Genomic DNA, 12,953 nt, shown 5'->3' with positions numbered 1-12,953 from the left:
CCCAGTCGGCCGCTCCTCTATAGTATGTTGTAACTAATATGGGAGTGATCGATGAGCAGATACGATGTGATTGGCCGAATGAACGCCTGCTTTAACGAGCTGGAGCAGGCGCTCAGCGCGTTGCAGCAGCAGATCGCCCCGCTGCGGTTGCTGGCGGCGCGGGTGTTCAGCCTGCCGGAGGTTGAAAAAGGCCAGGAACATCAGGCGATTTCGCATATCGCGGTCGAGCAGCATGTGGGGCAAGCGGCGCGCGATCTGGCGCTGGAACACTATCAACGGTTGTTCATCCACCATAACCGGGAGAATGTCAGCAGCAAGGCCGCCGTGCGCCTGCCCGGCGTCATCTGTCTGGCGGTGGAGCAACCGGAATATCAGACGTTGCAGACGCAGTTGGCGCTGATCAACCGCCTGAAGAGCGAACTGGAGCAGATTATCACCGTCGATTCCGGTCTGGCGCCGGAGCAGCGTTTCGAGTTCGTGCACACCCATCTGCACGGGCTGATTACCCTCAGCGCCTACCGCACTCTCACCGCCCTGACCAATCCCGACTCCGTGCGCTTCGGCTGGGCCAACAAGCACATCATCAAAAACGTCAAGCGGGACGACATTCTGGCGCAGCTGGAGAAAAGCCTGAAAGCCGGCCGCGCGGTGCCGCCGCACAGCCGTGAACAGTGGGCCGCCCTGGTCAGCCGCGAAATAGACGACGTCAGCCGCCTGCCGCAGCATGCGACGCTGAAAATCAAGCGGCCGGTAAAAGTGCAGCCGATCGCCCGGGTGTGGTATCAGCAGCAGCAAAAACAGGTGCAACACCCCTGCCCGCTGCCGCTGATCGCCCTGTGTCAGGTTGAAAACGGCGCTGCGGTGCCGAAGATTGGCGAGCTGCTCAACTACGACGCCGACGCGGTGAAACACCGTTACAAACCCGACGCCAGGCCGTTGCGGCTGCTGGTGCCGCGCTTGCACCTGTATGCCGACGACGCTACTCGCTGAGGGCATATACCCGCAGGCGATGGCCGTCCGGATCCCGCGCCACGAAGGTGTAACCGAATTCCATCTCGGTCGGCGTTTGCTCGATAGGCAGCCCGAGTTCGCGCCACTGGTTATAGCGCGCCTCGACCTCTTGCGGATCCTGGCACAAGAAGCCCAGCTCACCGCCGCCGCCGGTCAACGTGGCGGCGGGTTTTACCCCCTGTTTGGCCCACATCCCCAGCTTGAAGCCGTTGTTGAGTACGAACAGGGCGAAGCCGGGCGAAAGTTCCACCGGCGCCTGTCCCAATAAACGTTGATAAAAGGCGGCGCTGTTGAGCGGGTTGTCGACGTAAAGCAGGGTCATGCTGGGAAGGGTCATCGGTCTGTCCTCTGGATGATGGGAACCGGTCGGTTCCCGATAGGCACAGACTAAGGCGCGCGACTGACAGTTTATGGCAGCAGCGTGCCGCTATTGCTCCGCTATGCCCTCGCTGAGGCGCCACTCTTTCAGCAGCCGCCGCCGGCCACGCGGATAACGCTGTTCCAACGGCGTGGCGGCCTGGATGCGATCGAGGCGAAAATGGCGAAAGGCCTGACGCAGCTCGCACCAGGCGACCAACATCTGAAACTGATCGAAAAAGCCCAGCGCAAAGGGCCAAAGCAGGCGTTCGCTGCGCTGTCCCGCCAGATCGAGGTAGTCGATATGCAGTTTGCGCTCGCGGCGGATGGTGTCACGGATCAGCACCCGCATCTCATCCGCCACCGGCGGCGCCTGAACCGGCGCGATAAGCAGCGTATTGGCCTCCAGCTCCTCCCGCAGCGCCGGCGGCAGCACCGCGGCGATCTTGGCGAGCGCCTGGCCCGCCGCGCTCGCCAATTGGCTGTCGCCGCGGCGGCTGACCCAGCGCATCCCCAGCACCAGCGCTTCTGTCTCCGCCGGCGAGAACATCAACGGCGGCAGCATAAAACCGGGGCGCAGCACATAGCCGACGCCCGCCTCACCGGCGATCTCCGCCCCCTGCTGCTGCAGCGTGGCGATATCGCGGTACAGGGTGCGCATGCTGATGCCCAGCGTCTGCGCCAGCGCATGGCCCGCCACCGGATAACGGTGGCTGCGCAGCAGCTGCATCAGATCGAGTAAACGTTGTGCGCGCGACATCTTAATTTCTCCATAAAAAAGGGGCTTACCCCAGTAAGCCCCCGGTTGTCTCACAGATCAATTATTTCTGCATGCTGCCGACCATCGCTTCCGGCCGCACCCACTCGTCGAACTGCGCTTCGGTCAGGTAGCCGAGCTTCAGCGCCGCGGCTTTCAGCGTCAGCCCTTCCTTGTGCGCTTTCTTGGCGATTTCCGCCGCTTTGTCATAACCGATGTGGGTGTTGAGCGCCGTCACCAGCATCAGCGATTCATTCAGCAATTGGGTGATGCGATCGCGGTTCGGTTCGATACCCACCGCGCAGTGCTCGTTAAAGCCCTGCATGCCGTCGGCCAGCAGGCGAATCGACTGCAGGTAGTTGTGGATCACCATCGGGCGGAACACGTTCAGCTCGAAGTTGCCGGAAGCGCCGCCGATGTTCACCGCCACGTCGTTGCCCAGCACCTGCGCGCACAGCATGGTCATCGCTTCGCACTGGGTCGGGTTGACCTTGCCCGGCATGATGGAACTGCCCGGCTCGTTCTCCGGGATCGAAATCTCACCGATGCCGCAGCGCGGGCCGGACGCCAGCCAACGCACGTCGTTGGCGATCTTCATCAGCGAAGCCGCCAGCCCTTTCAGCGCGCCATGCCCTTGCACCAGCGCGTCGCAGGTCGCCAGCGCTTCGAACTTGTTCGGCGCGGTGACGAACGGCTGATGGGTCAATTCCGCCAGCGCTTTAGCGACGCGCACCGCGTACTCCGGATGGGTGTTCAGGCCGGTGCCGACCGCCGTGCCGCCCAGCGCCAGCTCGGCAATGTGCGGGATACTGTCCTCGATGTGTTTCAGATTGTGCGCCAGCATCGCCGCCCAACCGGATATCTCCTGCCCCAGGGTCAGCGGCGTGGCGTCCTGCAGATGGGTGCGGCCGATTTTGACGATGTCGCGGTAGGCTTCGGCCTTGTCGCTCAGCGTCTTGTGCAGCACTTTCAGCTCGGGGATCAGGTGCTCGCGCAGCGCAATCACCGCCGCCACGTGCATCGCGGTGGGAAACACGTCGTTGGAGCTTTGGCTTTTATTGACGTCGTCGTTCGGGTGCACCTTGCGCTCTTCACCGCGCACGCCGCCCAGCAGCTCGCTGGCGCGGTTGGCCAACACTTCGTTCATGTTCATGTTGGTCTGGGTGCCGGAGCCGGTTTGCCAGATTGACAACGGGAACTGGTCGGCATGGCGATCCGCCAGCACTTCGTCGGCGGCCTTGATGATAGCGGCGCCCCGTTCGGCCGGCAGCAGCCCCAGATCCACGTTCACCTGCGCGGCGGCGCGCTTGGTCAACGCCAGCGCGTGGATCAGCGCGGTCGGCATCTTTTCGGAGGAAATACGGAAATGCGCCAACGAACGCTGGGTTTGCGCGCCCCACAGCTTGTCGGCCGGTACTTCGATGGGGCCCATAGAGTCTTTTTCGATACGAACGCCTGCCATCATGATCTCCTTAGCATAATTCCTAAAATTGTAGGGTTAGGCCGACGCGCTACCCCCCGTCGGCATGCACTCCCAGTATAGTGACATAATAACTATTCGCATTAAGAGAGTTATCTCACAGCACGTTTCATCTCTTTTACCCATTAACGACGCGGTTATTTTCCGCCGGTTAACCCGCGGTGAAATAAACGGCCGGGAATGAGCCTGGAGAATAAAAATGTGGATAACCATTAATGCGGATGACGCGAATTAAAATTATTGATGCGTTGCGCCTGTAAATGATTGAGCTCATCGAACCGTTGCTGCTGCAGATGATTGATCTCGTCGTAGGCGTCCTGCCGTTCATTATGCTGATACGCCCCGGTCGCCGCCGCACCGGCGGTGAGTGCCAGCGGATGCGCCACAGCCGCGACCGGCGCGGGTGTAACGACGATCGGTGCCGGCGCTATCACCACAGTGCGTGGCGCCGCGTAGGGATAGGCGACAATCACCGCCGCCTGGGTTGCGCCGGTGCAAAGCCCCAATAGCAACAACAGTTTTTTCATACAACAGACCTCTTGTTTCGTTAAATCGACGTGTTGGCCGTTACGGTAAACGGGTCTGACGCGCAGGTTTAAGCTCAGCGTGTGATAGCCCGGCGCAGCGCGAAAATAATAATTAAGGGAATGGCTCAGACGGTAAAAAATAAATTCAGCCGACATAGTTTGACATGCTGAAAAAATAAATAATGACGCAGAATGACCAAGCTATCGGCAATAATTCCGCGGGGCCAAAGAATAATCGATCGGCGGGTTTTCCGGGCCGCCTTGAGGCCTGCGCGCCAATTGAGACGCCGATCGTTATCACGCTATACTTTGGCCCCGTTGCCGGGCGCGACGTTATCCGGCGTTTTTTTGATCGCGCCCATGATTTTTCCTGCCGACGCGGGCGTAGGATAGGTGTCGGCACAGATTTAGTTAACCGTATAAAATCAGTAGGTTATTGTCATCCAGTACGACAATGACGTTAAGGACGTTTATCGACATGCAAAAAATGACCAACGCGGTACAGCATTACGCCTGGGGCAGCCACGATGCGCTGACCCGTCTTTACGGCATCGCCAACCCGGATAATCAGCCGATGGCCGAACTGTGGATGGGCGCCCATCCCAAGAGCCCTTCCCGCGTGCCGGGCGCCGACGGTGAACTGCGTTCGCTGCGCGATCTGATCGACGAAGACCAGCCAAAACAGCTGGGCGCCAACGTCGCCAGCCGTTTTGGCGAGTTGCCGTTCCTGTTTAAAGTGCTGTGCGCCGATCAGCCGCTGTCGATCCAGGTCCACCCGAGCAAAGCGGCGGCCGAGGTCGGCTTCGCGAAAGAGAACGCCGCAGGCATCCCGCTGAGCGCCGCCGAACGCAACTACAAAGATCCCAATCACAAGCCCGAGCTGGTGTTCGCCCTGACGCCGTTCCTGGCGATGAACGGTTTTCGTGAATTGGCCGATATCGTTTCCCTGCTGCAGCCGATCGCCGGCGCGCACCACGACATCGCCGCCTTCCTGCAGCAGCCGGACACCGCCCATCTCTCGACCCTGTTCGCCAGCCTGTTGACGATGAGCGGCGAACAAAAATCGCTGGCGCTCGGCGTGCTGAAAGCCGCGCTCAACAACCAGCAGGGGGAACCCTGGGATACCGTGCGCTTCATCGCCGGCTTCTATCCGGACGACAGCGGTCTGTTCTCACCGCTGCTGTTGAACGTGGTGCAGCTCGCGCCGGGCGAGGCGATGTTCCTGTATGCCGAAACGCCTCACGCCTACCTGAAAGGCGTGGCGCTGGAGGTGATGGCCAACTCGGATAACGTGCTGCGCGCGGGCCTGACGCCGAAATTCATCGACGTGCCCGAGCTGCTGGCCAACCTGCAGTTCCGCCCGCAACCGGCTTCCGGCCTGCTGACCCAACCGGAGCAACGCGGCAACGAGCTGTTCTTCCCAATCCCGGTGGAAGATTTCGCCTTCTCACTGCACGATTTGACCGCCGCGCCGCAGGCGCTGGCACAGCGAAGCGCCGCCATCGTGTTCTGCGTCGCCGGCGAAGCGACGCTGGAGAAATCCGGGCAACGCCTGACGCTCAAACCGGGCGAATCCTGCTTTATCGGGGCGTTCGAATCCCCGGTCAACGTCAGCGGCAGCGGCCGCATCGCCCGGGTTTATAACCAACTGGCCTAACCGTTGATAAATTTCAGCAAATTGCTTGCTGAAAGCGAGAGCTGCCCCCACAATTAAACGCCTGCGGGCGTTTTTTGGCGGCCCCTATTTGCCCCTCCCACACAACGGAGGGTGATAAGAAAAAAGGATGAAACAGAGCTATGAAAAAATCGTTAGTCGCTGTCAGCGTCATTGTCGTTCTTGGCGCAGCATGGACCGGGGCATCCTGGTACACCGGGAAACAAATCGAGCAGCACATGGGCGAAGTCGTCGACAACGCCAATGGCCAATTGAAAGCCTACCTGCCGAAAGCCGGCGTCAAGCTGAGCTATGAAAATTACCAGCGCGGCCTGTTCAGCAGCAAAGTGCGTTATGTGCTGCGTTCCGACGGCACGGATACCAGCGAAAACGCGGCGCTGAAAGCCGGTGAAGAAGTGGCGTTCCTGGAAACCATCGATCACGGTCCGTTCCCGTTCGCGCAGCTGAAAAAATTCAACCTGCTGCCGAGCATGGCGTCGGTGCATACCGAGCTGGAAAACACCCCGGCGGTGAAAGGCCTGTTTGAAACCACCAAAGGCAAATCGCTGTTTACCGCCGATTCGCGCATCTCGTACAGCGGCGATACCGCGTCCACCATCGACTTTATCCCACTGGACTACCAGAAGGATAAATCTTCGCTGAAATTCAGCGGCGCCACCATTGACGCCGACGTGTCCCGCGATCTGAAAAAATTCGCGCTGGACGCCAATAGCGACACTATCGTGTTCGCCAGCCCGAATGAATTCGGCCAAAACGAGCAGATCACCTTCCAGGGCTTCAACCTGAAAGGCAACAGCAACGAAAGCAAGTTCGGCGTGAAGCTCGGCGATCAGACGATGACCCTGAAACAGTTCAAACTGACGATCGACGGTAAAGACACCGTGGCGTTGGACGGTTTCAATCTGGTGAGCAAGTTCGGCGAGCAAGGCAGCAGCAACATCGGCGGCCAGATCGACTACACCATGGACGCGCTCAAGGTGCAGGGCAACGACTTCGGCGCCGGTAAACTGACGCTGAAAATCGACAACGTCGACGGCAAGGCGCTGAAAGACTTCTCCGACAGCTACAACCGCCAAACCATGGCGCTGCTGCAGCAGGGCGAGAACCTGGATCCGGACGTCTACGAACAGCAGACCTCCGAGATGCTGCAAAAGAACCTGCCGATGCTGCTGAAAGGCAATCCAAGCCTCAGCATCGCCCCGCTGAGCTGGAAAAACAGCAAGGGTGAGAGCATCTTCACGCTGGATCTGGCGATGACCGATCCGAGCAAGGCCGCCTCCCCGGCACAATCGCCGGATCAGCTGATCGCTCAGGCGGTTAAAAAGCTGGATCTCAGCCTGACCATTCCGGAAGCGATGGCCACCGAAGTGACCGCGAAGACCGCCTTGTTGCAGGGTTATAATGCGGAAGACGCGCAGAAACTGGCGCAGCAGCAAGTGCAGGGCCTGGCGGCCATGGGCCAGATGTTCAAACTGACCACCCAGAAAGACGGCGTGATCGCGAGCCAGTTCCATTACGCTGACAATCAGGTTGACCTGAACGGCAACAAAATGTCGCTGCAGGAGTTCATCGGCCAGTTCGCCATGCTGGGCGCCCCGGCGGAAGACGCTGAACCGGCGCAGGAAGCGGAACCCGCTCCGGCACCGGCGCAGTAATCGCCTGAAAACCTAACAAGGGCCCCCTGCGGGGCCCTTTTTATTTACGCCGCATAAACCGCATCGCGGATCTGCTGCGGATAATAACCGCACATGCCTTCAAACGCGGTGTTGGTCAGTATCACCACGCTCAGCTGCGCCTGTGGATCAAAGAACCAGCTGTGGCCGTAAACGCCGCCCCAGGTCAGCGTGCCGGCGTGCTGCGGCGTCTGCACCGCTTCTGCGTCAATCAGCAGCGCGCCACCAAAGCCGAAGCCCCAGCCCGGCCCTTGCGTTTGCGCCTGCGCACCCACGTGCGGGCTGCGCAGCAACGCCACCGTCTCCGGCTGCAACATGCCCTGCCCGCCGCTGCGCAACGCTTCCACCAGCTTCAGCACATCGTCGGCATCGCCGACCATGCCCGCACCGCCGGAAGGATAAGCCTCCGCGTTAAGCGCGCGCGCCGGCGAGAACGTCACTTCTCCCCCCGCCATGCCTTCCGGCAAGGCGATCCGCAAGCCTTCATGCATGCGCAGCGGCCCTTGCGGCGTGTTGTAATACGGCGTCGCCAGGTTCACGGCGTCCGTCGCATGGAATGCGGTGTTGCCAAGCCCCAGCGGCTGCGCCACCCATTCGACAAACAGCTGCGGCAGCGACATGCCCGTCACCCGCTCCAGCACCGCGCCAAGCACGTCGATCGCCAGTGAATAATTGAAGCGCTCTCCCGGTTCCGACAGCAACGGCGCCTGCGCCAACAGCCGCAGGTTTTGCTCCAGCGTCAGCGTCGACAGCTCCACGCCGTCCTGGATCCCCAACTGATGGTAAACGCCCGCCGGCGGTTGGTTCAGCCGATAGTCCAGACCGGCGGTATGGCTCAGCAAATGGCGGATCTTGATCGTCGGGCGGCGGCCATCCGCCAGCGCCGGGGTAAACCACGGCAGCCAATCGCTGACCGCATCGTCCAGGCTCAGTTTGCCCCGCTCAATCAGGCGCAGCGCCGCCAGCGTGGTATAGGGTTTGGAGACCGACGACAGCCGAAACTGCGTTTCCCGCCGCATCGGCCGGCGCGCTTCGCGGTCGGCATAGCCGGCCGCCCCGGCGTAACAAATCTCGCCCCGCCGCGCCACCAGCACCACGCTGCCCACGATGCGCCCTTCGGCCATCGCCTGTTGATCGATCGCCGCGATCCGTTCTGTTAACGCCTGTTGTGTTGCCGACATGGTTTTCATCTCGCTGAGGGAAAGTAAAACCAGTCTAAAACGTTCGTCATAAATTAAAATAAGGCATAATTTAATGAATCATTAAGCACAGGTTATTAATAGATGAGTTCACTCCTGCAACTGCTGCCCTATTTCGAAGCCGTGGCACGGCTGGGCAACTTTACCCGCGCAGCCAGCCAACTGGGCGTCACGCCGCCGGCGGTGTCGCAAAACATTCAGGCGCTGGAGAATCAGCTCGGAGTGAGGTTATTCCACCGCACCAGCCGCTCGGTGCGCCTCAGCGACGAGGGCCGGTTGTTCTATCAGAAGGTGTCGCCAGCCATGAGCCAGATCGACGTGGCGGCGGACGACGTGCGCGCCCTGGGCGCGCAGCCGGCGGGCCTGCTGCGCATTACGCTGCCGCAGCTGGCCGCTTCGCTGCTGGTGATGCCGCACCTGGCGGAATTTCAGCGACGCTATCCCGAAGTGCAGCTTGAGCTGTTTACCGAAGACCGCTTTTCCGATCTGGTGCTGGGCAGTTTCGATGCCGGCATTCGCATGCACGCCATGTTGCAAAAGGACATGATCGCCGTGCCAATCGACAACGGCCAGCGCCGGGTGCTGGTCGCCTCGCCCGACTATCTGGCGCGTTGCGGCGCGCCGGCCACGCCGGACGATCTGCTCGCGCACCATTGCCTGCGCTACCGTTTTCCCGGCAGCGGCAAATTGGAACCCTGGTATTTCAGTCGGCACGGCGATGAGCGGGCGCTGGACGTCAGCGGCAGTTTGATCTTTAACGAAGATCGGCTGATCAAGGATGCGGCGTTGGCGGGGCTGGGTATCGCACAGCGTTTTCAGGGTACGGTGTTGCAGGAGCTGGCGCAGGGCGATCTGGTGGAAGTGCTGCCGGAGTATGCCAGCGAGGCATCCGGATTTTTCATCTACTTTCCCGCCGGCAGGCATCTGCCGCTCAAGCTGCGCGCCTTTATCGATTTCATGCGCGAGCGGCGAGATCGACAGCACCGGTAACAGGGGCGCCCCGACGGCGCCCCCCACGATCAGCGCTTATCCAGCGCTTGCACGATGCGGTAAGCCGCCTCGACCCGATCGTCGTTCGGGAACCATTTGTTGGCCAGCATCACCACGGCGATATTCTTCGCCGGGATAAACACCGCGTAGGTGGAGAAACCGCCGGTAGAGCCGGTTTTGTTATACCAGCCGGCGCGCAATTCCGGCTGCGGCGGCGTGATGGCGGTAGCCGGCGTGCCGTTCATGATCATCCCGGCGTTGTTGCCCTCGATCAAACGAGACAGTTTCACCGGGTATGGGTAGTTCTCCCACATCAGATCCTGCGTGAACGCGCCCGCCTTGTAATAACCGACGTGCGTCGCGGTCAGCGCCTCACGCCACGGCTGCGCGACCTTCACCTGCTGCAGGTTGGCGTCCAGATAGCGAATCAGATCGCGAGCGTTGGACTTGATGCCGTAAGACTCGGCGTCCAGCGGGCCGGGATTGACCCGCACCGGCTTATCGTCCTTGTTGTAGCCCTGCGCATAGTTGACCATCTGCGCCGCCGGCACCTGAACGTAGGTGTGGCTCATGCCCAACGCCGGCAGCATCCCCTGTTCCATCGCCTGGGTAAACGGCTGGTCGAGGCTTTTGGCGGCGATCATGCCCAGCATGCCGATGCCGAGGTTGGAATAGACGCGGTAGCTGCCCGCCGGATGTTTCGGCTGCCAGGCCCGGTAGTAGGCCATCAGTTGGGCGTTGTCGGTCACGTCGTCCGGCACGAACAGCGGCAGGCCGGAGGTATGCGTCGCCAGATTCAGCAGGCTGACGCCGTCGAAGGCGCTGCCGCGCAGCTCGGGCAGGTAGCGGCTGGCCGGATCGTTGAACGACAGCTTGCCCTGCTGCTGCGCATAGACCGCCAGCGTCGCGGTGAAGGTTTTGCTCAGCGAGCCCACTTCGAACAGCGTCTGCTCGGTGATCGGTTTGCCGGTCTGCTTCGAAGCGACGCCATACGGGTAAATCTGCTGTTTGCCGTCGACCGACACGGCGATCGCCATGCCCGGCACGCCATATTTTTTCATCAGCGGCTGAATAACGGCGTCGATATCCTGCTGCTGCGCGGCGTGCGCGGTCGGCAAGATCAGTGCGGCGATCAGCGCGGACGCCAGGCGGTTCATTTTCGTCATGATAGAGGCTCTTCGGTTGCAGGGCATCGGCCGCGGCCAAAAGTTTTTATTGGCGTTATGCACGGCGCTTTCCCTGGTTGATGATGTCATTCCTTTACGGCTGCCGCGACGCTCTTAGCAGCCGCGCCAAATATCGGATTTTGCCGTCGGGTTGACAAGCGATAATAATTTCAGCCAGCATAAAGAAAAACTTATGGCTATCGACAATGCGCAACCGACTTCCCCTCAACGCCCTGCGGGCGTTCGAATCCTCCGCCCGCCACCTGAACTTCACCCGCGCCGGCCTGGAGCTGCGCGTCACCCAGGCCGCCGTCAGCCAGCAGGTGCGCATGCTGGAAGAACAGCTGGGCATTCAGCTGTTCCGCCGCCTGCCGCGCGGGTTGGATCTGACCGAAGAGGGCCAGGCGCTGCTGCCGGTGTTGAGCGACGCTTTCGACCGCATCGAGGCGGTGCTGCAGCAGTTCGAAGGCGGGCATTTCCACGAGGTGCTGACGGTGGCGGTGGTCGGCACCTTCGCCGTCGGCTGGCTGATGCCGCGGCTGGCGGCGTTCCGCGCGGCGCATCCGTTCATCGATCTGCGGGTGCTGACCCACAATAACCTGGTCAATCTGTCGGCCGACGGCATGGATTTCGCCATCCGCTTCGGCGAAGGCCTCTGGCCCGCCACCTGCAATATCAAGCTGTTCGACGCGCCGCTGACGGTGCTCTGCCCGCCGGCGGTCGCCGCGCGCTTGCGCACGCCGCAGGATCTGCAGCACGAGCAGCTGATGCGCACTTACCGCAAGGATGAATGGGAGCGCTGGTTCACGGCTGCGCAGGTGACGCCGTGGCGGATCAACGGACCGGTGTTCGACTCATCGCGGCTGATGGTAGAAGGCGCGATCCAGTGCGACGGCGTGGCGCTGGCGCCGGTCAGCATGTTCCGCCGCGAACTGGCCGCCGGCGCGCTGCAGCGGCCATTCGCCGCCGAGGCCGCGCTCGGCGCCTATTGGCTGACTCATTTGAAATCGCGGGATCTGACGCCGGCGATGAAAACCTTTATCGGCTGGATCCGCCGGGAGGCGGAAGAGGAACAGCGGCGGGACTAGGCGGAGCCGCGCCGGATCAGCGTCGGCGGCAAAATGACGTTCTGCGCCGGCAGATCGGCGTCACCGATGCGCTGCAGCAGGCGCGCGGCGGCGCTGCGCCCCACTTCCCGCGCCGAACTGGAGACGAAGGTCAGCGGCGGCTCGGTCAGTTCGGCCTCCGGCACGTCGCCGAAACCGATCAGCGCCACCTGCCGGCCATAGTAGGCGTCGACCCCGTCCGAGCCGATACTGCGGCCGCTGCGCGTCAGGCCAAAATAGGCGCCGAGCGCGACCGACGCCTTGTGGCAGACGATGGCGGTAATGTTCGGGTAGTGGCGCAGCAGTTGCTCTGCCGCTTCCGCCGCCTCACGCTGCCGGCAATCGCACTCGACGATCCATTCGCTGCGAAACGGCAGGCCGTACTGCACCAGCGTGGCGCAAAAACCGCCCAACCGCTCGGCGCGCGTCAATGAGTCGCTCTGGCCGCCGAGGTAGGCGATTTGGCTGTGACCGCGTTTGATCAAAAATTCGGTGGCCAACTTGGCGGCCTGCATATTGTCCGGCCGCACCACGTCCACCCCATCGAGACCGCTGGAGCGCGCCACGCAGACCAGCGGCACGCCCTGCTCGGCCGCCTTTTCCTTCAGCCCAGCCGCCGCGCGGATGCCGCCCGCCAGCACGATGCCGTCGACGCCCTGCGCCAGCAGCGCGTCAAACGCCCGCTGCAAGCCCTGGCCGTCGCGCCCGCTCTGCGTCAAAAACAACAGCTTGTCGTGCGCCTCCAGCGCTTCGCTCAGCCCGGCGGTCATTTCGGCATAGAAGGGTTCGCAAATGTCGCGCAGAATAAGGCCAATCACTCCGGACTCCCCGCCGCGCAGCGTCGCCGCCTGGCGATTGCGCACATAACCCAGCTGCTCTATCGCCTGATTGACCTTCTCGGCGGTGGTCGGCGAAATGCGCCCTTTGCCGCTCAACACCAGGGAAACCGTGGTGACCGACACGCCCGCCTGCTGCGCCACATCGGTGATGGTGATTTTTTTGATGCTCATAG

The 12,953-nt window shown here is 61.7% G+C and carries 12 protein-coding genes; 5 read left to right on the top strand and 7 right to left on the bottom strand.

Going from position 1 to position 12,953, the window contains the following annotated elements; genetic code table 11:
- Positions 1–51: 51 nt before the first annotated feature.
- Positions 52–990, top strand: coding sequence for a DNA replication terminus site-binding protein (tus, locus tag ACJ8PL_RS07525; RefSeq protein WP_028128190.1), 939 nt, complete (start codon positions 52–54; stop codon positions 988–990).
- On the opposite strand, the gene ACJ8PL_RS07520 is transcribed toward tus, so the two are convergent.
- The 4 genes from ACJ8PL_RS07520 to ACJ8PL_RS07505 form a co-directional block, all read right to left on the bottom strand.
- Complete coding sequence (locus tag ACJ8PL_RS07520; RefSeq protein ID WP_028128189.1) at positions 980–1,348, bottom strand: VOC family protein; 369 nt, start codon at positions 1,346–1,348, stop codon at positions 980–982. The genes tus and ACJ8PL_RS07520 overlap by 11 nt on opposite strands.
- A 90-nt stretch (positions 1,349–1,438) precedes the next feature.
- Positions 1,439–2,128: a helix-turn-helix transcriptional regulator gene (locus ACJ8PL_RS07515; RefSeq protein ID WP_016927872.1), complete on the bottom strand. Its 690-nt coding sequence runs from the start codon at positions 2,126–2,128 to the stop codon at positions 1,439–1,441.
- Positions 2,129–2,189: 61 nt separating this feature from the next.
- The gene (gene fumC / locus ACJ8PL_RS07510) at positions 2,190–3,587 is read right to left on the bottom strand and encodes a class II fumarate hydratase (protein ID WP_016927873.1); all 1,398 of its coding nucleotides are present in this window, start codon (positions 3,585–3,587) and stop codon (positions 2,190–2,192) included.
- Positions 3,588–3,817: 230 nt separating this feature from the next.
- Positions 3,818–4,288, bottom strand: a complete 471-nt coding sequence (locus ACJ8PL_RS07505) for a hypothetical protein (RefSeq protein WP_016927874.1) — start codon at positions 4,286–4,288, stop codon at positions 3,818–3,820.
- A gap of 322 nt (positions 4,289–4,610) precedes the next feature.
- On the opposite strand from ACJ8PL_RS07505, the gene manA reads away from it, so the two are divergent.
- Positions 4,611–5,789 (top strand): mannose-6-phosphate isomerase, encoded by a 1,179-nt coding sequence (manA, locus tag ACJ8PL_RS07500; RefSeq protein WP_016927875.1) that lies wholly within the window; start codon positions 4,611–4,613, stop codon positions 5,787–5,789.
- Positions 5,790–5,929: 140 nt separating this feature from the next.
- Positions 5,930–7,462 (top strand): YdgA family protein, encoded by a 1,533-nt coding sequence (locus ACJ8PL_RS07495; RefSeq protein WP_028128187.1) that lies wholly within the window; start codon positions 5,930–5,932, stop codon positions 7,460–7,462.
- 44 nt (positions 7,463–7,506) lie between these two features.
- Here the strand turns inward: ACJ8PL_RS07495 and ACJ8PL_RS07490 are convergent, their stop codons facing one another.
- Entirely contained in the window at positions 7,507–8,661 is a 1,155-nt protein-coding gene (locus ACJ8PL_RS07490) for a serine hydrolase domain-containing protein (RefSeq protein ID WP_028128186.1), read from the bottom strand.
- Between the two features lie 102 nt (positions 8,662–8,763).
- On the opposite strand from ACJ8PL_RS07490, the gene ACJ8PL_RS07485 reads away from it, so the two are divergent.
- Complete coding sequence (locus tag ACJ8PL_RS07485; protein WP_033640465.1) at positions 8,764–9,669, top strand: LysR family transcriptional regulator; 906 nt, start codon at positions 8,764–8,766, stop codon at positions 9,667–9,669.
- Positions 9,670–9,698: 29 nt separating this feature from the next.
- Here ACJ8PL_RS07485 and blaSRT read toward each other — a convergent pair whose 3' ends face one another.
- Positions 9,699–10,835: an SRT/SST family class C beta-lactamase gene (blaSRT, locus tag ACJ8PL_RS07480; protein ID WP_110146953.1), complete on the bottom strand. Its 1,137-nt coding sequence runs from the start codon at positions 10,833–10,835 to the stop codon at positions 9,699–9,701.
- 206 nt (positions 10,836–11,041) lie between these two features.
- Between blaSRT and ACJ8PL_RS07475 the strand changes: the two genes are divergently transcribed.
- Positions 11,042–11,923 carry a LysR family transcriptional regulator gene (locus ACJ8PL_RS07475; protein ID WP_016927880.1) on the top strand — a complete coding sequence of 294 codons (882 nt, stop codon included), beginning with the start codon at positions 11,042–11,044 and terminating at the stop codon, positions 11,921–11,923.
- Here the strand turns inward: ACJ8PL_RS07475 and ACJ8PL_RS07470 are convergent.
- Positions 11,920–12,951 (bottom strand): Mal regulon transcriptional regulator MalI, encoded by a 1,032-nt coding sequence (locus tag ACJ8PL_RS07470; RefSeq protein WP_033640467.1) that lies wholly within the window; start codon positions 12,949–12,951, stop codon positions 11,920–11,922. The two genes, ACJ8PL_RS07475 and ACJ8PL_RS07470, sit on opposite strands and share 4 nt — an antisense overlap.
- Between the last annotated feature and the right edge of the window lie 2 nt (positions 12,952–12,953).

This window comes from Serratia sp. CY83965 (assembly GCF_052166375.1).
GTDB classification, from domain to species: domain Bacteria; phylum Pseudomonadota; class Gammaproteobacteria; order Enterobacterales; family Enterobacteriaceae; genus Serratia; species Serratia marcescens.
The sequence above is the reverse complement of the archived record's forward strand: the minus strand, read 5'-3'. Positions and strand labels throughout refer to the sequence as shown.

Bases quoted from the DNA above. Each gene is read 5' to 3' on its own strand.
- ACJ8PL_RS07485 (WP_033640465.1), top strand. From the start codon at position 8,764: ATGAGTTCACTCCTGCAACTGCTGCCCTATTTCGAAGCCGTGGCACGG.
- ACJ8PL_RS07490 (WP_028128186.1), bottom strand. From the start codon at position 8,661: ATGTCGGCAACACAACAGGCGTTAACAGAACGGATCGCGGCGATCGAT.
- tus (WP_028128190.1), top strand. From the start codon at position 52: ATGAGCAGATACGATGTGATTGGCCGAATGAACGCCTGCTTTAACGAG.
- manA (WP_016927875.1), top strand. From the start codon at position 4,611: ATGCAAAAAATGACCAACGCGGTACAGCATTACGCCTGGGGCAGCCAC.
- blaSRT (WP_110146953.1), bottom strand. From the start codon at position 10,835: ATGACGAAAATGAACCGCCTGGCGTCCGCGCTGATCGCCGCACTGATC.
- ACJ8PL_RS07515 (WP_016927872.1), bottom strand. From the start codon at position 2,128: ATGTCGCGCGCACAACGTTTACTCGATCTGATGCAGCTGCTGCGCAGC.
- ACJ8PL_RS07475 (WP_016927880.1), top strand. From the start codon at position 11,042: ATGCGCAACCGACTTCCCCTCAACGCCCTGCGGGCGTTCGAATCCTCC.
- fumC (WP_016927873.1), bottom strand. From the start codon at position 3,587: ATGGCAGGCGTTCGTATCGAAAAAGACTCTATGGGCCCCATCGAAGTA.
- ACJ8PL_RS07520 (WP_028128189.1), bottom strand. From the start codon at position 1,348: ATGACCCTTCCCAGCATGACCCTGCTTTACGTCGACAACCCGCTCAAC.
- ACJ8PL_RS07470 (WP_033640467.1), bottom strand. From the start codon at position 12,951: ATGAGCATCAAAAAAATCACCATCACCGATGTGGCGCAGCAGGCGGGC.
- ACJ8PL_RS07505 (WP_016927874.1), bottom strand. From the start codon at position 4,288: ATGTCGGCTGAATTTATTTTTTACCGTCTGAGCCATTCCCTTAATTAT.
- ACJ8PL_RS07495 (WP_028128187.1), top strand. From the start codon at position 5,930: ATGAAAAAATCGTTAGTCGCTGTCAGCGTCATTGTCGTTCTTGGCGCA.